Origin of the sequence: Nocardia sp. NPDC058244 (assembly GCF_042882065.1) — a bacterium.
Lineage (GTDB): Bacteria > Actinomycetota > Actinomycetes > Mycobacteriales > Mycobacteriaceae > Nocardia.
This window is the reverse complement of record NZ_JBHVWX010000005.1, coordinates 260,792-278,528: the sequence shown is the minus strand read 5'-3', so window position 1 is coordinate 278,528 and position 17,737 is coordinate 260,792. Positions and strand designations below refer to the sequence as shown.

Genomic DNA, 17,737 nt, shown 5'->3' with positions numbered 1-17,737 from the left:
ATGGGACCCGTAGACGAGATCTCCGCCGAGGCCGGTGCGCTGTTCGCGCTCGCCGAACAGGTCACCGGATTCATGCCGGCGGACGAGGGGCGTGCGCTTTACGCTGCCGCCCGCGACTACGCGGGGACGGGAACCATTCTGGAAATCGGTACCTATTGTGGCAAGTCGGCGATCTATCTGGGCGCCGCGGCCCGCGAAACCGGCGCGAGCGTCGTCACCGTCGACCACCACCGTGGCTCGGAAGAGCACCAGCCGGGCTGGGAGTACCACGACACGAGTCTGGTCGACCCGGAGACCGGTGTCTTCGACACCGTGACGGCCTTCCGGCGCACCATGATCCGAGCCGGCCTGACCGACACCGTCACCGCGATCATCGGGTCCTCCACCACCGCCGCGCGCCTCTGGCGCACTCCGCTGAGCATGCTCTTCATCGACGGCGGCCACACCGAGGAAGCCGCCCAGCGCGACTACGACAACTGGGTGCACTGGGTCGCCGGCGGCGGGCTCCTGGCGATCCACGACGTCTTCCCCGACCCCGCCGACGGCGGCCGGGCCCCGTTCGGCATCTACCGGAGGGCCCTCGACAGCGGCAAGTTCCGCGAGCTCTCGGTGACCGGATCGCTGCGCATCCTGCAGCGCATCGCCGCCTGCGGCTAGTGGTCGACGGCGTCGCGGAAGATGCCGTTGGCGGCGGTGGTGCGGGTCAGGGCGTCGGCGGCGAGGACGACGGCGGCCGCAGTCCAGGTGGTGCGTTCTTCCGGCCAGCGTTTGCCGTCGGTGAACACCAGGCCGGTCCAGTAGGAGCCGTCGGGATCGCGCAGGTGCTGCATCGCGGTGAAAAGCTGTGTCGCCCTGGAGGTGTCGCCGATCGCGTCGAGGGCGAGGACCAGTTCGCAGGTCTCGGCGCCGGTGACCCAGGGTGCGTCGGAGACACAGCGGATGCCGAGATCCGGGACGACGAACTCGTCCCAGTGCCGGGCGATCCGCGCGTGGGCGGCGGGACCGCGGAGCGCGCCGCCGAGGATCGGGTAGTACCAGTCCATGGAGTAGCGGCTCTTGTCCAGAAAGGCGTCGGGATGGTGGCGCAGGGCATGGCCGAGCCTGCGGCGAGCGAGGATCCAGTCCGGGCGCGGGTCGCCCACCCGCTCCGCGAGGGTCACCGCGCAGCCCAGGCTGTGATAGATGCTGGCGCACCCGGTCAGCAGTGCTTCGCCGGAGGTGCCCGATTCGTTCGCCGACCAATGGATCTCGCCGTGCGTGCCCAGCTGCAGACCGAGGACGAAATCGATACCGGCTCGGACAGTCGGCCACAGCTCGGCGGCGAAGCTCGCGTCGCCGGTGATCGTGAGCGCGTGCAGGACGCCGGTGGCGAGATAGGCGCAGAAGTTGGCATCGGCGTCGTGGTTCTCGATCACACCGCCGCGCGTCTGCATCGGCCACGACCCGTCCGAGCGCTGGGACTTGGCCGACCAGATGTAGGCCTCGCGCGCCTCGTCCCACAGCCCGGCCACGGTCAGCGCCATCGCGGATTCGACATGGTCCCACGGATCGGTGTGCCCGCCGGTGAACCAGGGGATCGCCCCGTCGGGTTCCTGTGCGGCGGCGATGGTGTCGGCCGTGCGGCGCAGTTCGCGCGCCGAGACGACGCCGGGGACGGCCGGGGTCATCGACGCACCGCCGGCTTGGTGAAATAGAGGGCGACGGACTTGCCGACGAGCGGGTTGAGCAGGCGTTCGGCGGTGCGGGTCAGCGCGGGCGCCGACATCATGTCCCACACCAGCAGCCGGTGATAGGCGCGGACCAGCGCGTGGTCGTCGTCGCGCACGCCGACCGCGCACTTGAGCCACCAGTACGGCGAATGCAGGGCGTGCGCGAATTCCTGGTGGACGTAGCGCAGCCCGCGCGCGGTCACCTTGTCGCGGAGTTCGTCGGCACGATAGATCCGCACATGACCGCCCTCGTTGGCGTGGTACTCGTCCGAGAGCGCCCAGCAGATCCGTTCGGGCAGCCAGCGCGGCACCGTGACCGCCAGCGCGCCACCGGGTTTCACGACGCGGGCCAGCTCGGCGATCGCCCGGTCGTCGGCGGGGACGTGCTCGAGGATCTCCGAGGCGATCACCACGTCGAACTCGCCGTCGCCGTAGGGCAGGTCGAGCGCGTCACCGCGCACGGTCTCGGCCTTGGCGTACCCCGGCGCCTCACCCACCGCGGCCATGGCCTCGAACAGGGCGTCCACCTGTGCCAGGTCGTCCGCGTTCTGGTCGAAGGCCACGACGTCGGCGCCGCGCCGGTAGGCCTGGAACGCGTGCCGTCCGGCCCCGCAGCCGACGTCGATCACCCGGGAACCGGGTCCGACGCCCAAGCGATCGAAGTCGACGGTCAGCATGGATCCTCCTGGTGGGAGCCGGAATCGGGGGAGTGGAAGCGGTCGATCGCCCGCTCGTAGACCGCGACGGTCTGCGCGGCGACGGCGGCCCAGCTGAACAGATCGACAGCGCGCTGACGGCCCCGCTCGCTCATCCGCCGGCGACGCCGCGGATCCGCGAGCAGTTCGCCCAGGACGTCGGTCAGCGCGTCGATATCGCCGGGCGCGACCAGTTCCGCGCAGTCGCCGACCACTTCGGGCAGCGCACCGGCCCGGCTGGCGACCAAGGGGGTGCCGCTGGCCATGGCCTCGACCGCGGGCAGCGAGAAGCCTTCGTACATCGACGGAATGCAGGCGATCTCGGCCGAGGCGAGCACCTCGGCCAGCTGTTCGTCGCTCAGTCCGCTGACCGGTGTCACGATGTCGGCGAGGCCGAGTTCGGCGATGAGTTTCTCGGTGGGCCCGTTCGGTTCCAGCTTGGCGACCAGGCGCAGCTCGACCTCGTGCTGATGGCGCAGCCGGGCCAGCGCGTTGAGCAGGTGCGCGATGCCCTTGAGGGGCTTGTCGGCGCTGGCGACCGCCACGATCCGCCCACGGACCCGGGGCGTCGGTCGAGGCCGGAACAGTGCCGTGTCGACCCCGAGCGGCACCGTGCGCACCTGCCCGGGCGCGACCCCGAAGTCCGCGGCGATATCGGCGGCCGACGACGCGGACACCGTGATCAGGTCCGGGATCCGGCGGGCCACCCGCTGTTGCATGCCGAGGAATCCGTACCAGCGCCGCACGAACGGCTTGCGCCGCCACGGCGCGGCGGCGAGGTCCACGGCGCGATCACGGGTGATCGGATGGTGGATCGTCGCCACGAGCGGCAGCACCCGCGCGATGTCGAGCAGCCCGTCGCCGAGGCACTGATTGTCGTGCACGACATCGAAATCCGATACCCGGGCGGCCAGCAGCCGGGCCGCGCGCAAGCTGAAGGTCCGGGGTTCCGGGAACCCCGCCGTCCACATGGTGGCGAGTTCGAGCAGGTCGATCCGGTCGCGGAGCTCGCGCGGATGCGGGGTGCGGAACGGGTCGTCGTCGCGGTAGAGGTCCAGGCTCGGCACCTCGGTCAGGCGCACCCGCGGATCGAGGTCCGTCGGATAGGGCTGGCCGGAGAACACCTCGACCCGGTGGCCCAGTTCGGCGAGCCCCTGACTCAGATACCGGACGTACACCCCCTGCCCACCGCAGTGGGCCTTGCTCCGATACGACAGCAGCGCGATCCGCATCAGCGCACCCCGGTCCCGTAGTCGACCTGCCAGTGCTTGATGCCGTTGATCCATCCCGAACGCAGCCGCTGCGGCTCGCTCACCTGCGACAGCCGCGGCATCACCTCGGCGATGGCGCCGAAGACGAGATCGATCTCGAGCCGGGCCAGATTCGCGCCGACGCAGAAGTGCGCGCCGGTGCCACCGAAGCCCAGATGCGGATTGGGGTCGCGCCGGATGTCGAACCGGAACGGCTGATCGAAGGCGTCGTCGTCGAAATTGGCCGAGCTGTAGAACAATCCGACGCGCTCACCCGCCCGGATGCGATGCCCGCCGAGTTCGGTGTCGGCGGTGGCGGTGCGCTGGAACACCGTCACCGGGGTCGCCCACCGGACGATCTCGTCGGGCGCGGTGGCCGGTCGCTGCTCCCGGTAGAGCTCCCACTGCTCCGGGTGGTCGACGAAGGCCTTCATGCCGTGGGTGATGGCATTGCGGGTGGTCTCGTTGCCCGCCACCGCGAGCAGGATGACGAAGAACCCGAACTCGTCGGAGCCGAGCGCCTCCCCGTCGAGGTCGGCGTGCACGAGCTTGCTGACGATGTCCTCCCGCGGGTCGGCGCGGCGTTGCTCGGCCAGGTCCCAGGCGTAGCCGAGGATGCCCGTCGCGGCGGCGGAGGAGGCGTCGGTGGTGGTGGCGTCGCCGTATTCCGGGTCGTCGTAGTTGAGCATCTGATTCGACCAGTCGAACAGCTTGCGCCGATCCGCCTGGGGGACCCCGACCAGTTCCGCGATCGCCTGCAGCGGCAGCTCGCACGCCACCTGCTCGACGAAATCGCCGCCACCGGTCTTCGCGGCCGCGTGCACGATGGCGGCCGCCCGCTCGGCCAGTGCCGCGCGCAACCCCTCGACCGCGCGCGGGGTGAACCCCTTGGCGATGATGCGCCGGATCTTGGTGTGCTTGGGCGGATCCATATTGAGCAGCAGCGCGCCGGTCAGCTCGATCTGCTCGGGGGTCACCTCACCGGGCAGCCGAATGACCGAGCCCTTGCGCTGTGAGGAGAACAGTTCGGGATTGCGCGAGATCTCCTTGATGTCCTCGTGTTTGGTGACGACCCAGTAGCCCCCGTCGCGGAAGCCACCCGACTGGGCGTCGGTCTGCGCGTTCCACCACACCTGCGCGGTCCGGCGCAGTTCGGCGAATTCCTGGACGGGGTTACGGTTCTGCCAGAGAGCGGGATCGGTGAAATCGAATCCGCTGGGCAGCGACGGCGCTGACACGGGTTTCCTCCTGGATGCCGACGGCGGTGTGGGCCCGGGGCGGTCAGCGATGCCGGCGACGGTAGCGGACGCGACAGGGCTGCTGCAGCTGAACGACCATCTTCGAATGGTCGTTGCGATAGGTGTGCGACGGCTGTGCGAGCTCGAACTCCCAGTCCCGCAACAGGATCGAGAAGATCGCCTTGAGCTGCATGAGCGCGAACGGCGCCCCGACGCAGCGATGCCTGCCCGCGCCGAACGGGATCCAGGTCCAGCGGTTGACGATGTCGTCCTGGCGCGGATCGAGATAGCGGGCGGGATCGAACGCGTCCGGGTCGGGGAAGTCCTCCGGAATGCGGTTGGAGACCGCGGGCGTGGCGGCCACCATGTCACCCGGTGCGATGCGGTGCCCGCACACCTCGAACTCGCCGCGCGCCAACCGCATCAACACGATCAGCGGCGGATGCAGGCGCAACGTCTCCTTGAGCGCGGCCTCGAGCTGCGGGATCTGGCGCAGCGCGTGATGACTGACCTCGGAGCCGTCGGCGTAGAGCTCGTCGAGCTCGGTGACCACGGTGCGCAGCGTCTCGGGGTGCCGGAGCAGTTCGATGATGGTCCAGGCCGCGGTGCCCGAGGTGGTGTGGTGACCGGCGAACATCATCGAGATGAAGATGCCGGTGATCTCGGTCGCGGGGAATCGCGGGGCGCCGTCCTCGTCCGGGACGGACATGAGGACGTCGAGCATGTCGCGATCGCCCTTGCCCGCGGGCGGATTCGCCGCGCGCTGATCCATGATCGCCTGCACCAGCTCGACCAGGGCGGCCCTGGCGGCGTCGCGCCGGGCGAAGCTCTCGATCGGCGCGTACGGGTCGACGTAGGCCAGCGCGTCGGTGCCCTGTTCGAGCTCGTGATAGAGGTGCGCGAAACGGGCGTCGAGCTGCTCGCGGAACTTCGCCCCGATCAGGCACGCCGAGGAGGTGTAGATGGTCAGCTCGGCGAAGAAGTCGAGCAGGTCGATCTCGCCCTCGTCGTCCCAGCTCGCGATCATCCGGTCGACCTCGCGGGCGATGGTGGCCGCGTGCCCGCGCATGTGGTCGGCCCGCAGCGCCTGGTTGTGCAGCATCTCCTTGCGGCGTTCCGGGGGCGCGTCGAAGACGACGCCCTCGCCGAAGATCGGCTTCATGAACGGGTAGGCGGCGCCCTGATCGAGGTCGTCGTCGGCGGCCCGGAAGAAGAACTCGTTGGCTTCGGCGCCGGACAGCAGGACGACGTTGCGGCCCGCCAGGTCGAAGGTCCCGACATCGCCGCACTCGGTGCGGACACGGCGCATCAAGGCGATCGGATCGGTGCGGAATTCGGTGAGGTGCCCGTGGCTCTCGTCGCCTCCGGACACGCGCCGCGGTATGGCCAGCGTCATGGGGAATCCTTCCCGGAATACTGTCCAGACATCAGATGGACATGTGTCTGGACAGTACTACGGTTACCGCGACGCGACAAGGAGAATGCGTCAGATGCCCGGGGCCGGATCGGCGAGCATGCGGCGTGCGCACACCTCGAGCAGGTCGGCGACCTCGGCATAGGACAGCAGGCCCATGCCGCCCTGGAGCAGGGCGCCGGAGTACAGGAGTTCCAGCGCCGCGAGCTGTTCGGGGTCCCTGGTGCCCAGGGCCTCGGCGAGCCGGTGGCGGATCTGCTTGCCGATCCGTAATCGCAGGTGCCGCACGTCGGGGTCGTCGCCGAGCAGGGCGCTGCTGACCGCGCCCGCGAGCGCGGGCTCGTCGGCCACCAGCATCGAGACCTGGCGCAGGACGGCGACCACCCGCGTGGTCGGGTCGGCGTCCTGGTCTTCCAGTGGGGGCAGGGCGGTCAGGCGCCGCCAGAAGACCTCCGAGATCAGGTGTTCCTTGGAGGAGAAGTACGTGTACGCGGTGGCGGTCCCGACGCCGGCCGCCGCGGCGACGAGACGGATGGTGGTCCCCGAGTAGCCCGCCCTGGACAGCACCTCGACCGCGGCCGCGGTCAGGCGGTCCACGGTGTCGGCCTGTTTTTCCGTCAAGCGTCGTCGAGTTGCTTCGATGCCGGTAGGCGCGGTTTCGGACATGTGTCTGGATGCTACTACAGCTAGCTGTATGGACGAATGACGTGCATTTCCTTGCGGCCGTTCCGGAATCCGAACTATATTCCGTACACCTGTCCAGACAAGTATCGGAGACCTGCCATGAACGGCCTCGTCCCTGCCGGCGGCACGCCCCTGCTGATCGGCGGCAAGCTGATCCCGGGCGGTTCCGGCGTCTTCGCGACGCTCAACCCGGCGACCGAGGAGGTGCTCGGTCACGCCGCCGACGCCTCGGCCGCCGATATGGACGCCGCCATCGGCGCGGCGCGCACCGCCTTCGACGAGACCGGGTGGTCGCGGGACCCGGCGTTCCGCGCGCACTGCCTGCGCCAGTTGCGTGATGTCCTCGGCGAACACCTCGAGGAGCTGCGCGCGATCACCATCGCCGAGGTCGGCACCCCGGTCATGCTCACCAGCGGCCCCCAGCTGGAGGGCCCGATCGCCGACCTGGCCTATGCCGCCGAGCTGGCCGAGAACTACGCGTGGGAAACGGATCTCGGCACCAGGGACCTGATGGGTGTCGCCTCCCGGCGGGTGATCCGGCGCGAGGCCGTCGGCGTCGTCGGCGCCATCACACCGTGGAATTTCCCGCACCAGATCAATCTGGCCAAGATCGGTCCCGCGCTGGCGGCCGGGAACACGGTCGTGCTCAAGCCCGCTCCGGACACCCCGTGGTGTGCCGCCGTGCTGGGCCCGCTCGTCGCCGAGCACACCGACATACCCGCGGGCGTGCTCAATATCGTCACCTCCGCCGATCACGGCATCGGCGCGCAACTGGTCGACGATCCGCGGGTCGACATGATCACCTTCACCGGATCGACGCGCACCGGACGCTCGGTGATGGCGGGGGCCTCGGCCACGCTCAAGCGCACATTCCTCGAGCTCGGCGGCAAGTCGGCGGCGGTCGTCCTCGACGACGCGGACATCGCGGCGGCCGCGAGCTACACCGCGTTCACCGTCGCCGTGCACGCGGGCCAGGGCTGCGCCCTCACCACCCGGTTGCTGGTGCCGCGCGCCGCCTACGACGCCGCGGTGACCGCGGCGGCAGGCACGCTGTCCGGGCTGGCGGCCGGTGATCCGACGAACGCCGGAACCGTCTGCGGGCCGGTCATTTCCGCGCAGCAGCGGGCCCGGGTGGAACGCTATCTCGAGCTCGCGAAGGCCGAGGGCGGGCAGATCCTGGTGGGCGGCGGCAGACCGGCGAACCAGGAGCGCGGCTTCTTCATCGAGCCGACGCTCATCGGCGGCCTCGGCAATTCCGCCACCGTCGCCCAGGAGGAGATCTTCGGACCGGTGCTCGTCGTGATTCCGCACGACGGTGACGACGACGCGATCCGGCTGGCCAACGACTCGCCCTACGGGCTGTCCGGCTCCGTCTGGGGCACGGACCCGGAGCGGGTGGAGCGGGTGGTCGCGGGCGTGCGGACCGGGACGCTGAGCGTCAACGGCGGGCTCTGGTACCACGCCGACGCCCCGTTCGGCGGCTACAAGCAGTCCGGCCTCGGCCGGGAGATGGGCGTCGCGGGATTCGAGGAATACCTCGAGACCAAGCTCGTCGCCACCCCCGCCTGACCGCATCACCACTCACAGGAGCTGAACCACCATGGCACGTTTCACCGGTCGCACCGCGATCGTCACCGGCGCGGCACAGGGCATCGGTGCCGTCTACGCCACCGCACTCGCCGCGGAAGGGGCCAATGTCGTCGTCGCCGACCTGAACGCCGAGCGCGGCGCCGAAGTCGCGGCGAAGATCGTCGCCGAGGGCGGCACCGCCGCCTTCCACCGGGTCGATGTCGCCGATCCCGACTCCGCCACCGCGCTGGCGGAATTCACCGTCGCCGAGTTCGGCGCCATCCATCACCTGGTGAACAACGCCGCGATCTACGGCGAGATGAAGCTCGACCTGCTGCTCACCGTGCCGTGGGACTACTACAAGAAGTTCATGGGCGTGAACTTCGACGGCGCGCTCAATGTGACCCGCGCGGTCTGGCAGCCGATGGTGGCGGCGGGCGGTGGTTCCATCGTCAACCAGTCCTCCACGGCCGCCTGGCTGTACTCCGGGTTCTACGGGCTGGCCAAGGTCGGGATCAACGGTCTCACCCAGCAGCTGGCGACCGAGCTCGGCGGCTCGAAGATCCGGGTGAACGCCATCGCGCCCGGCCCGATCGACACCGAGGCCACCCAGACCGTGACGCCGGGAAACCTGGTGAAGGACATGGTCTCCCGCATTCCGATCAAGCGGATGGGCACGCCGGAGGATCTGGTCGGCGCGTGCCTGTATCTGCTGTCCGACGACGCGAGCTGGGTCACCGGGCAGATCCTGAACGTCGACGGCGGGCAGATCATCCGATGACGACCGAGACGGACTGTCTCCCGGTCGGTTTCGTCGGGCTGGGCAATATGGGCACGCCGATGGCCCGGCGGCTGCTGGACTGGCCGGGCGGGCTCACCGTCTGCGATGTCCGCGCCGATGCCACCGCGCCGTTCGTCGAGGCGGGGGCGCGGGCGGTCGCCGATCCGGCGGAACTGGCCGCGGACGCGCGCGTCATCTGCGTGACCGTCGTCGACGACGCGCAGGTGACCGAGGTCCTCACCGGTCCGGCGGGCATCCTGCGCACCGCGGTTCCCGGCACCGTCGTCGCGGTGCATTCGACCATCGGTGACCGCACCGCCGTAGATCTCGCCGCGCGCTGCGCGGAGCACGGGGTCGAGTTCGTCGACGCGCCGGTCAGCGGCGGTGCGCCCGGCGCGACGCACGGCAGCCTGGCCGTGATGATCGGCGGCAGCGCGGCCGCGGTGGACCGGATCCGGGCGCCGTTCGGCTGTTTCGCCGATCTGATCGTGCATGCCGGCGAGGTCGGTGCGGGCACGCGAATGAAGCTGGCGCGCAATCTGTTGCACTTCATCTCGTTCACCGCCGCCACCGAGGCGCAGCGCCTGGCCGATGCCGCCGGGCTCAGCCTGACCGCGCTCGGCAAGGTGGTGCGCCACTCCGACGCGGTGACCGGTGGACCCGGCGCGATCATGCTGCGCGACACCACCGCGCCGCTGGATCCGGACGACTTCTGGTTCCCCATCCTCGGCCACGTGCGCGATCTCGGCGAGAAGGACCTCGCGCTGGCCCTGGAACTCGGCGATCGGCTCGGCGTTGATCTGCCGCTCGCGCACCTCGCCATCGACCGGCTGGCGGGCGGGCTCGGCGTCGCCGGTTCCGTTCTCGACAAGGAGACATCATGAGCACTGGTGACAACGACGTCAGGCAGCGCGGGCTGGCCAAGATGAGCGAGGTCTACGGCTGGGAGTTCGCCGACGGTCCCGGCGACCACTTCGCGGTCACCGCCGACCACCTGTTCGCCGAGATCTGGTCGCGGCCCGCGCTCACGGTGCGGGAACGGCGTCTGCTGCTGCTCGGCGCGCTGACCGCGCAGGGGCACCTCGACATCGCCGAGATCCAGATCGGGGCAGCGCTGCGCAACGGTGAGCTTTCCGAGGAGCAATTGCGCGAGATCGCGCTGTTCCTGTGCCACTACGTGGGCTGGCCCGCGGGTACGAAGCTCGACGGTGCGGTCGGCAAGGTGATCGCGCAGGAACGCCGCAAGAAGTAACGGACGGTGGCGGTACACGCCCACCGGGACGTGGTCGGCCGGTGGGCGGGGCTCGCAGAGTAGCATCCAGACGCATGTCCGAAAGCAATTCCATCAGCCTCGAGGCGACCCGGCGGCGGTTGACCGACAAGCAGGCCGACACGGTCGACCGGCTCACCAAGGCGGCACTGCGGGTGCTGGCCCGTGATGGCTTTTCCGGCATGACGATCCGTTTGGTCGCCGCCGAGGCCGGCGTCGGCACCGCCACCGCCTACACCTACTTCTCGTCCAAGGAACACCTGGTCGCGGAGATCTTCTGGCGGCGGCTGCTCGCCTCGCCGTCGCCCGCCAGCGAGGACCCGGATCCGTCCGTCCGCGTGCTGGCCGAACTCCGCACCATCGCCCTGCTGGTGGCCGACGAGCAGGAGCTCTCCGGCGCGGTCACCAGCGCCCTGCTGGGCGGGGACCCGGACGTCGAACATCTGCGCACCCGCATCGGCATCGAGATCCGCGGCCGGATCTCGCGCGCCCTCGGCCCCGACGCCGATCCGGAAGTCATCGAATGGCTCGAACTGATCTACGCCGGGGCGCTGGTCCGCGCCGGAATGGGGTACGAGTCCTACGAGAAGATCGCCGACCGCATCGAACGCGCTGCCCTGCGCATCCTGCAGGTCCCGTAGGCGAGAGCCTCAGATGTGCGCGCCCCCGTCCACCTGGATGGTGGTGCCGGTGATGAACGCCGCGTCGTCGGAGGCCGCCATCGCCACCACACCCGCCACCATCTCGGGCGAGCCGAGCAGCGGTCCGATGGCCGGGGCCATCTTGCTCAGCAGCCCGGCGTCGATATCGGCCGGGACATCGGTGAGGCTGTAGGTCATCGGTGTCTCGATGCCGCCCGGCGAGACGCACACCGCGCGCAGGCCGTGCTTGCTGTACTCCAAAGCCAGTGTGCGGGTGAACGATTCCAGCCCGCCCTTGCTGGCGGCGTACGCGGCGCGGTAGGGCGCGGCATAGGTGGCCGCGCTGGAACTGATGTTGACGACCACCGCGTGCTCGCTCTCCAGCAGCGCGGGGAGCGCGGCACGGGTGACCAGGAAGGGGCCGGTGAGGTTGGTGCCGAGCACGGTGTTCCACAGCTCGATGCCGGTCTCGTGCAGATGCGACAGGCGGATGATCCCGGCCGCGTTGACGAGGACGTCGAGCCCATCGGCGGACAGTCTCGGCACCACCTCCGCGACCGCGACGTCGTCGGTGACGTCGAGGATCTCGTAGCTGAACCGTTCGGCCGCACCGTGATCGGCCGCCAGCTGCCGGGTCTTCGCCAGCGCCGCGGCGGTGCGCCCCACCCCGGTCACCACCGCGCCCTCCGCGAGCAGGCGCGCGACGATGGCCTGGCCGATACCCGAGCCTGCCCCGGTGACGAGCGCGCGGCGCCCGGCGAGGCGATTCACCGGGCCTCCACGATCGCGACCGGTCCGGACGCGGGCAGCCGGTCGAGATCGCCCGGTTCGGCGACCACGTCCACCGGGAACGGCTGGACGGCGGGCGGCGGCAGCCCCGGGCCGACCACCAGCCCGCCCCGGACGTCGAGCCGGTCCATTTCCTGGATGATCGGCTCGTAGCGGGCGGGCAGCAGATTGTTGTGCCACACGAAATCCCGCACCTCGGCCGCCGTGGTGAGACTGCGCTGCGACACCGGGGAGCACACCGGGATGCGCGGATCCCGAAAAGTCATACCGCTCACGAACTCCCGCATGAAATCGGCCGCGTATTGCTGCAAAGGGGAGTGGAACGCGCCCTGGTACGCGTCCAGCACGAACATGTGCCGGGCGTCGGCCGCGGCCTCGATCTCCGCGTGCAGCTCGCGCAGCGCCGCGGTGTATCCCGACAGCACGAAGGAGCGGTTCACGCCGTCGATGGGTCCGGTGTCGACGGCCAGGTACAGCCCGGGTCGTGCCTGCCCGTAGTAGCGCTCGGGCACGTCCTCGATCGGCACCGACAGCAGCGCCATGCCCTGGCCCGCGATATCGTCCGGTCTCGGCACCAGTCGCCGATGGCGCAGCATCCCGAACAGTTCGTGCCGCTGCACCGCCCCGGCCACACAGGTGCTGATCAACGCTCCCAAGCTCAGGCCGCCCGTCGCGACCACCTCCACGCCGCGGGCGGAGAGGTCGTCGGCCAGGCCCAGATTCAGCGCGGCCTGACGCAGGGCGCCGATGCTGTGCCGGTCCTCGGGCGTACCGAGCAGTTCCGTGTCCGGATGTCGGCCGCGCAGGATGTCCACGGACAATCCGGTGCACTCGGCCGCCTCGTCGTAGGCGTTCTCCACCGCCGGGCAGGTCCGGCAGAATTCGTCGATCGTCTCCGGCGTCATACTGACCTGACCGCCGAACAAGTAAGCAAACCTCATCACCCATCGAATACAGCAAGCGGGCCGGGGCACCGGCAAGAGCGCCGCCGGACCACCTCTCAGCCGCCTCCCGGCCGGTGGTACCCCTGGCGAGTAGTACTACCGCGCGGGTTCAGGGGCGCAGCTCGGCGAGGAAATCGCGGAGCAGTTCGTGGAATTCGTCCGCGTGGGTGAGGTTGACGGTGTGCTCCGCGCCCGCCACGGTGTGGAATCGCACCGGTCCGCCCAGGCCCTCGGCCAGGGCGGTCATCGCCTCCGCGGCGAACGCCGGGTCGGAGGCGCCGCGCACGAGCAGCGCGGGGCAGTCGATGTCGCCGAGCAGGTCCGCGATCGAGTCGACATTGACCAGGGCGTCGGCGGCGGGCGCGACCCGGCGGCGGTCACCACTGAGCCATTTGTCCAGCCACCGTTGATGATCGGCGCGATCGTTGCCGATCACCAGCCCCGCGATCATCTTCGCGATGGCCGCGAGCGGGCTCGACCCCACCCAGGCGTCGGTGACCTGCCGGAACCCGACCCGCTGCGGCTCGGAGAACTCCCGCGCCGAGGTGCCGACGAGGGCGAGCCCCGCCACCCGCGGCGGACTGAGCAACGCCATGCGCAGCGCGATGAAACCGCCCTGCCCCACGCCGCCCGCCACCACCCGGTCCAGCCCGAGATGGTCGGCGACCGCCCAGGCGTCGCGGGCCAGATCCCAGAAACTGAAGACGGTGTCGGGACTCTCGGTCAGCCCGTGGCAGCGCGCGTCCACCGCCACGACCCGGTACTCCGGCGCGAGCGCGGCCAGCTGGTCGTCGAACATCTCGTGGTCCATCAGGAAGGAATGGCCGAGGATCAGCGCGGGACCGTCGCCGCCGCTGTCGACGAAGTGGACTTTCGCGCCCGCGGAGATCGCGTACGGCACAACCGTGGCTCCTGTCAGTCGTGCGACCCCCTGGGGGTCGCAGCCTAACAAGAGCCCGGTCGGCCGCCGGTCACCACCGCACGGGTAACTCCCGCACGCCGCCGGTGAAAGTGGTTGTGCGCAACGCTATTTCGGACGGATCCACCGCCAGTTCCAGAGTCGGGAACCGGGTCACGAGCTGCCGGAAGACGGTCTGCAGTTCGATGCGGGCCAGCGGTGCGCCGACGCAGTGCCGCAGCCCGTGGCCGAAGGTGACGTGCGCCGCGCCGGTGCGGGTCACGTCGAACCGGTCCGGATCGGGGAAGACCGCCGGATCGTGATTGGCGGAGTCCAGGTCCAGCAGCACCAGGTCCCCCCTGCGGACCGGGCACCCGTCGAGTTCGGCATCGTCGCGGGCGTACCGGGGAATCCGGGGCATCGGCGCGACGCGCAGCAGTTCCTCGATCGCGGTCGGCACCAGGTCCGGATCGCGCACCAGCGCCTGCCATTGCTCCGGGTTCTCCAGCAGGCGCTTCACCCCGAGACCGATCTCCACGACGGTCGTCTCGTGCCCGCCGAACAACAGCCCCAGACCCAGCATCGCGATGCCGTGATCGCCCAGGTCGCCCCGGGCGCAGAGCCGGGCGAGGACGTCGTCGCCGCCGGTGGCCTTCTTCCGCTCGATCAAGGTCAGGAAGTAGGCGAACAGCCCGGCCACGCCCTCCTGCACCTTCACGGTCTCGACCTGCTCGGACAGGCCCTCGGTCCAGGCACGGAACTGGTCGCGATCCTCGTAGGGCACGCCGAGCAACTCGCAGATGACCAGCAGTGGCAGCGAAACCGCCACGGCGGTGTGCAGGTCGGCGGGTGAGCCGGTGGCGGCCATCTCGTCGAGCAGCGCGGTGGTGAGCTCCTCGATCCGGGGCGTGAGATCGCGCATGCGCCGCGGGGAGAAGTACGGCACCACCAGCTCTCGCAGGCGCGCTTGATCGGCCGGCTCGGTGTCGAAGTTGCCCATCGGTCCACCGAAGAACATCGAGTCCGAGGCGCGCGCGGCGGTCTCGGGAGTGGGATGGGCGCGGCCCAGCCGGGGGTCGGCGTAGAGCTTGCGGACCTGGGCGTGACCGGTGGCGACCCAGCCTTCATGGCCGAGCGCGGTGGTGGTCCGGTGCAGGGTCGTGGTGACGGGGCACCGGGCGGAGGTCGACTCCGTGGTCATCGCGGACTCCTTTCTCACCAGGCCACCGGCAGGGAGAGCAGGCCGCTGGTCGCGACGTCGTCGCGCCGGGGCAGGGTCGCCGGGTCCGCGTCCAAGCGGAGGGTCGGGAAGCGCTGCGTCAGTTGCCCGAACACCGCTTGCAGCTCGACCCGGGCCAGCGGCGCGCCCAGGCAGTAGCGCGGGCCGTAGCCGAAGCCGAGGTGCGCGCCCTGCTGGCGCAGGATGTCGACCTTGCGCGAATCGGTGTAGACGGTCGGATCGTGGTTGGCCGAATCCACGTCGAGCAGCAGGAGTTCCCCGGTCTTCACCTCGACGCCCTCGATCACCAGATCGGTGCGCGCGTAGCGGGCGAATCCGGTCGACTTGTGCACCCGGAGCAGTTCCTCGACCGCCTGGGGCACCAGCTCCGGTCGCCGCACCAGCAGCTGCCACTGATCCGGCTGGCGCAGCAGTGCCAGTGTCCCCAAACCGATCTCGACCACCGAGGTCTCGTGCCCGGCCAGCAGCAGGCCCAGCGCGAGGGTGGCGATCACGTCGTCGCTGATGTCCTCGACCTCGCACAGCTTCGACAGCACGCCCGGACCGGGCTCCTTGCGCTTGCGCTCGACGAGTTCCTTACAGTACAGGAACCAATCCGCGCCGGCCCGTGACGCCTTCGCGGCGTCGTACTTGTCGAACAGGCCGGCGGTCCACTCGCGGATCATGCCGCGGTCGTCGTAGGGCACGCCGAGCAGCTCGCTGATCACCAGCAGCGGCAGCGGTACCGCCAGCGCCTCGTGCAGATCGGCGGGCGAGCCGTTGGCCGCCATCTCGTCCAGCAGTTCGGCGGTGTAGGCCTCCACCTGGGGTTGCAGGGCGCGCATCGCGCGCGGGGCGAAGAACGGGTTGAGCAACTCCCGCATCCTGGCGTTGTCGGCGGGTTCGGTCTCGAAATTGCCCAGGGGAGCGCCGAAGAACGGTGAGGCGGTGGTGCGGGCGGCGGTCTCCGGCGTCGGATGCGAACGACCGAGCCGGGGGTCGGTGAACAGCTTCTTGACCCGGTCGTAGCCGCAGACCTGCCAGGCCGGATCACCGGTGAGGGTCTGGACCCGCTGGATCGGGCAGGCGAGCTGGGGTGCGTCGGTGGTCATCACTCACTCCTATATGTTCGCTTGTACAAGCGAAGTTAAACATAGGAAGTTGTACCATTCGACTTGAACAAGGAGGTAGGTCCGTGGCCGCCAGCAGCACACCCGCGCCGAGCCGTCGCATGCCGCGCGCCGAACGGCGTGAGCAGATCCTCGAAGCGGCCACGCGGGTGTTGGCGCGCAACGGATTCGGCGCGACCGGCCTCGAACAGATCGCGGCCGAGGCGGGCATCACCCACGTCATCCTGTATCGGCACTTCGCGTCCAAGGCCGACCTGTTCCGGGCGGTGCTCGAGCGGGCCTACACCCGGCTCGGCGACACCATGGGGACCGAGCACCCCGGCGGCTCCAGCCTGCCCGCGCTGCTCGCCGCCGCGACCGCCGATCCCGACGCCTTCCGGCTGCTGTTCCGGCATGCGGTGCAGGAGCCGGACTTTCGCGACATCACCGATCTGGTGCGCGGCTATTCGACCGTGGTGGCGCAGCGGTATCTCACCCAGGCGATCCCGGACGGGCCCTGGCAGGACTGGGCGACCCAGGTGATTCCCGGCTTCATCCTGGACGCCGTCATCGCCTGGCTGGACGTGGGCCGCCCCGATCCCGAGGGCGCCGCCGCGCGCATCGGGCGGGCCGCGCTGGCACTGATCGAGATTGCGAAAGACGGTGCGGCCGCGCAAGAGTGAGCCGGACCATCGAGGAGGATCATGCACGGGCCAGGGGTGCCGACACTCGCCGACTTCGTCCGCGCCCATCGGCGCGCGACCGGACCGGATCATCCGCGCGGCATGAGCCGCCAGCAGCTGGCCACGGCCATCCACTCGAGCGTCGGCTACATCGCCAAGATCGAACAGGGCGGCGCGAGCAATCCCAGCCCGTCGGTGCTCGACGCGCTCGCCGAGGTCTTCGCACTCGACGGCGATGAGCGCGCGCACCTGTATCACCTGGCGCAGCAACGGTTCCGGCGTCCCGCCGTCGCGCGTCCCCGGCATCTCGAGCCGGAACTGCGCACCACCGTGGACGCCATGAGCCCGCATCTGGCGGCCGTGCTGAACGGCGGCTGGGACGTGATCGGCGCCAATGCCGCCTTCGATGCGGCCCTCCCGGGGTTGCTGGCCAAAGGCAACCTGTTGCGCTGGCTGTTCACCGATCCGCGCGCACGCCTGGTGATCGAGGAGTGGGAACGCGAGGCCACCGTGATCACCGGCTGCTTCCGTGGCTACGCCGGGCGCGTCGGCGATCGCGACGACCTGCGGAACCTGCTGAGCGAGCTGGGCGGCCAGCCCGACTTCCAGCGGCTCTGGCGCGCCGGCCGGGTGTACCTGGACCGGCGCGACCCCACCGTCCGGCTGCGGAACCGAAAGACCGGACAGCCCTTCGGAATCCGGGTCCAGCAGTTCAGTACCCCACTGCCGGAACCGAATCGGCTGCTGCTGGTGGGTTTGGTCGACTTGTAGGTATCCATGACGATTTCCCGAGTTCTACGGAGAAAACCAAGAACTCCCGCGAAGTGAACCCGCCGCGATCTGT

At 69.9% G+C, this 17,737-nt stretch carries 19 protein-coding genes; 8 read left to right on the top strand and 11 right to left on the bottom strand.

What is annotated here, in order from left to right; genetic code table 11:
- Nucleotides 1-657, top strand: coding sequence for a class I SAM-dependent methyltransferase (locus tag ACFVW6_RS17645; protein WP_378828716.1), 657 nt, complete (start codon nucleotides 1-3; stop codon nucleotides 655-657).
- Here the strand turns inward: ACFVW6_RS17645 and ACFVW6_RS17640 are convergent.
- The 6 genes from ACFVW6_RS17640 to ACFVW6_RS17615 all read right to left on the bottom strand — a co-directional run bounded on the left by ACFVW6_RS17640 (nucleotide 654) and on the right by ACFVW6_RS17615 (nucleotide 6,972).
- A complete protein-coding gene (locus tag ACFVW6_RS17640; protein ID WP_378828714.1) occupies nucleotides 654-1,667 on the bottom strand; it encodes a prenyltransferase in 1,014 nt (337 codons plus the stop codon). The genes ACFVW6_RS17645 and ACFVW6_RS17640 overlap by 4 nt on opposite strands.
- Nucleotides 1,664-2,386, bottom strand: a complete 723-nt coding sequence (locus tag ACFVW6_RS17635) for a class I SAM-dependent methyltransferase (RefSeq protein ID WP_378828712.1) — start codon at nucleotides 2,384-2,386, stop codon at nucleotides 1,664-1,666. Before ACFVW6_RS17635 ends, ACFVW6_RS17640 begins: the two co-directional genes overlap by 4 nt.
- Nucleotides 2,380-3,636 carry a glycosyltransferase family 4 protein gene (locus tag ACFVW6_RS17630; RefSeq protein ID WP_378828710.1) on the bottom strand — a complete coding sequence of 419 codons (1,257 nt, stop codon included), beginning with the start codon at nucleotides 3,634-3,636 and terminating at the stop codon, nucleotides 2,380-2,382. Before ACFVW6_RS17630 ends, ACFVW6_RS17635 begins: the two co-directional genes overlap by 7 nt.
- On the bottom strand, nucleotides 3,636-4,892 hold the full coding sequence (locus ACFVW6_RS17625) for a cytochrome P450 (RefSeq protein ID WP_378828708.1): 1,257 nt from the start codon (nucleotides 4,890-4,892) through the stop codon (nucleotides 3,636-3,638). The genes ACFVW6_RS17630 and ACFVW6_RS17625 overlap by 1 nt, the downstream gene beginning before the upstream one ends.
- 43 nt (nucleotides 4,893-4,935) lie before the next feature.
- Entirely contained in the window at nucleotides 4,936-6,288 is a 1,353-nt protein-coding gene (locus ACFVW6_RS17620; protein ID WP_378828705.1) for a cytochrome P450, read from the bottom strand.
- Between the two features lie 90 nt (nucleotides 6,289-6,378).
- On the bottom strand, nucleotides 6,379-6,972 hold the full coding sequence (locus ACFVW6_RS17615) for a TetR/AcrR family transcriptional regulator (RefSeq protein WP_378828703.1): 594 nt from the start codon (nucleotides 6,970-6,972) through the stop codon (nucleotides 6,379-6,381).
- A gap of 117 nt (nucleotides 6,973-7,089) precedes the next feature.
- Here ACFVW6_RS17615 and ACFVW6_RS17610 point away from each other — a divergent pair, with 117 nt between their 5' ends.
- The 5 genes from ACFVW6_RS17610 to ACFVW6_RS17590 all read left to right on the top strand — a co-directional run bounded on the left by ACFVW6_RS17610 (nucleotide 7,090) and on the right by ACFVW6_RS17590 (nucleotide 11,251).
- The gene (locus tag ACFVW6_RS17610; protein ID WP_378828701.1) at nucleotides 7,090-8,559 is read left to right on the top strand and encodes an aldehyde dehydrogenase; all 1,470 of its coding nucleotides are present in this window, start codon (nucleotides 7,090-7,092) and stop codon (nucleotides 8,557-8,559) included.
- A 31-nt stretch (nucleotides 8,560-8,590) separates the two neighbouring features.
- Entirely contained in the window at nucleotides 8,591-9,340 is a 750-nt protein-coding gene (locus tag ACFVW6_RS17605) for an SDR family oxidoreductase (RefSeq protein WP_378828698.1), read from the top strand.
- Complete coding sequence (locus tag ACFVW6_RS17600) at nucleotides 9,337-10,224, top strand: NAD(P)-dependent oxidoreductase (RefSeq protein ID WP_378828696.1); 888 nt, start codon at nucleotides 9,337-9,339, stop codon at nucleotides 10,222-10,224. Before ACFVW6_RS17605 ends, ACFVW6_RS17600 begins: the two co-directional genes overlap by 4 nt.
- Nucleotides 10,221-10,592 (top strand): carboxymuconolactone decarboxylase family protein, encoded by a 372-nt coding sequence (locus ACFVW6_RS17595; protein ID WP_378828694.1) that lies wholly within the window; start codon nucleotides 10,221-10,223, stop codon nucleotides 10,590-10,592. The genes ACFVW6_RS17600 and ACFVW6_RS17595 overlap by 4 nt, the downstream gene beginning before the upstream one ends.
- Before the next feature lie 92 nt (nucleotides 10,593-10,684).
- On the top strand, nucleotides 10,685-11,251 hold the full coding sequence (locus ACFVW6_RS17590) for a TetR/AcrR family transcriptional regulator (protein ID WP_378829415.1): 567 nt from the start codon (nucleotides 10,685-10,687) through the stop codon (nucleotides 11,249-11,251).
- 9 nt (nucleotides 11,252-11,260) lie between these two features.
- On the opposite strand, the gene ACFVW6_RS17585 is transcribed toward ACFVW6_RS17590, so the two are convergent.
- From ACFVW6_RS17585 to ACFVW6_RS17565, 5 genes are all read right to left on the bottom strand, one after another.
- Nucleotides 11,261-12,022, bottom strand: a complete 762-nt coding sequence (locus ACFVW6_RS17585; protein WP_355272536.1) for an SDR family oxidoreductase — start codon at nucleotides 12,020-12,022, stop codon at nucleotides 11,261-11,263.
- Nucleotides 12,019-12,981, bottom strand: a complete 963-nt coding sequence (locus ACFVW6_RS17580; RefSeq protein WP_378828691.1) for a hypothetical protein — start codon at nucleotides 12,979-12,981, stop codon at nucleotides 12,019-12,021. The genes ACFVW6_RS17585 and ACFVW6_RS17580 overlap by 4 nt, the downstream gene beginning before the upstream one ends.
- Nucleotides 12,982-13,093: 112 nt before the next feature.
- Nucleotides 13,094-13,885: an alpha/beta fold hydrolase gene (locus tag ACFVW6_RS17575; RefSeq protein WP_378828689.1), complete on the bottom strand. Its 792-nt coding sequence runs from the start codon at nucleotides 13,883-13,885 to the stop codon at nucleotides 13,094-13,096.
- A gap of 70 nt (nucleotides 13,886-13,955) precedes the next feature.
- Complete coding sequence (locus ACFVW6_RS17570) at nucleotides 13,956-15,083, bottom strand: cytochrome P450 (protein WP_378828687.1); 1,128 nt, start codon at nucleotides 15,081-15,083, stop codon at nucleotides 13,956-13,958.
- A gap of 14 nt (nucleotides 15,084-15,097) precedes the next feature.
- Nucleotides 15,098-16,213: a cytochrome P450 gene (locus ACFVW6_RS17565; RefSeq protein WP_378828685.1), complete on the bottom strand. Its 1,116-nt coding sequence runs from the start codon at nucleotides 16,211-16,213 to the stop codon at nucleotides 15,098-15,100.
- Between the two features lie 83 nt (nucleotides 16,214-16,296).
- Here ACFVW6_RS17565 and ACFVW6_RS17560 point away from each other — a divergent pair, with 83 nt between their 5' ends.
- Both ACFVW6_RS17560 and ACFVW6_RS17555 read left to right on the top strand, forming a co-directional pair.
- Nucleotides 16,297-16,893, top strand: a complete 597-nt coding sequence (locus ACFVW6_RS17560) for a TetR/AcrR family transcriptional regulator (RefSeq protein ID WP_357346757.1) — start codon at nucleotides 16,297-16,299, stop codon at nucleotides 16,891-16,893.
- A gap of 21 nt (nucleotides 16,894-16,914) precedes the next feature.
- Nucleotides 16,915-17,664 (top strand): helix-turn-helix transcriptional regulator, encoded by a 750-nt coding sequence (locus ACFVW6_RS17555; RefSeq protein WP_378828681.1) that lies wholly within the window; start codon nucleotides 16,915-16,917, stop codon nucleotides 17,662-17,664.
- Nucleotides 17,665-17,737 lie beyond the last annotated feature (73 nt).

Excerpts from the sequence above, each read along its gene's own strand:
- ACFVW6_RS17645 (WP_378828716.1), top strand. The coding sequence starts at position 1 with ATGGGACCCGTAGACGAGATCTCCGCCGAGGCCGGTGCGCTGTTCGCG.
- ACFVW6_RS17640 (WP_378828714.1), bottom strand. The coding sequence starts at position 1,667 with ATGACCCCGGCCGTCCCCGGCGTCGTCTCGGCGCGCGAACTGCGCCGC.
- ACFVW6_RS17635 (WP_378828712.1), bottom strand. The coding sequence starts at position 2,386 with ATGCTGACCGTCGACTTCGATCGCTTGGGCGTCGGACCCGGTTCCCGG.
- ACFVW6_RS17630 (WP_378828710.1), bottom strand. The coding sequence starts at position 3,636 with ATGCGGATCGCGCTGCTGTCGTATCGGAGCAAGGCCCACTGCGGTGGG.
- ACFVW6_RS17620 (WP_378828705.1), bottom strand. The coding sequence starts at position 6,288 with ATGACGCTGGCCATACCGCGGCGCGTGTCCGGAGGCGACGAGAGCCAC.
- ACFVW6_RS17615 (WP_378828703.1), bottom strand. The coding sequence starts at position 6,972 with ATGTCCGAAACCGCGCCTACCGGCATCGAAGCAACTCGACGACGCTTG.
- ACFVW6_RS17610 (WP_378828701.1), top strand. The coding sequence starts at position 7,090 with ATGAACGGCCTCGTCCCTGCCGGCGGCACGCCCCTGCTGATCGGCGGC.
- ACFVW6_RS17605 (WP_378828698.1), top strand. The coding sequence starts at position 8,591 with ATGGCACGTTTCACCGGTCGCACCGCGATCGTCACCGGCGCGGCACAG.
- ACFVW6_RS17600 (WP_378828696.1), top strand. The coding sequence starts at position 9,337 with ATGACGACCGAGACGGACTGTCTCCCGGTCGGTTTCGTCGGGCTGGGC.
- ACFVW6_RS17595 (WP_378828694.1), top strand. The coding sequence starts at position 10,221 with ATGAGCACTGGTGACAACGACGTCAGGCAGCGCGGGCTGGCCAAGATG.
- ACFVW6_RS17580 (WP_378828691.1), bottom strand. The coding sequence starts at position 12,981 with ATGAGGTTTGCTTACTTGTTCGGCGGTCAGGTCAGTATGACGCCGGAG.
- ACFVW6_RS17570 (WP_378828687.1), bottom strand. The coding sequence starts at position 15,083 with ATGACCACGGAGTCGACCTCCGCCCGGTGCCCCGTCACCACGACCCTG.
- ACFVW6_RS17565 (WP_378828685.1), bottom strand. The coding sequence starts at position 16,213 with ATGACCACCGACGCACCCCAGCTCGCCTGCCCGATCCAGCGGGTCCAG.
- ACFVW6_RS17555 (WP_378828681.1), top strand. The coding sequence starts at position 16,915 with ATGCACGGGCCAGGGGTGCCGACACTCGCCGACTTCGTCCGCGCCCAT.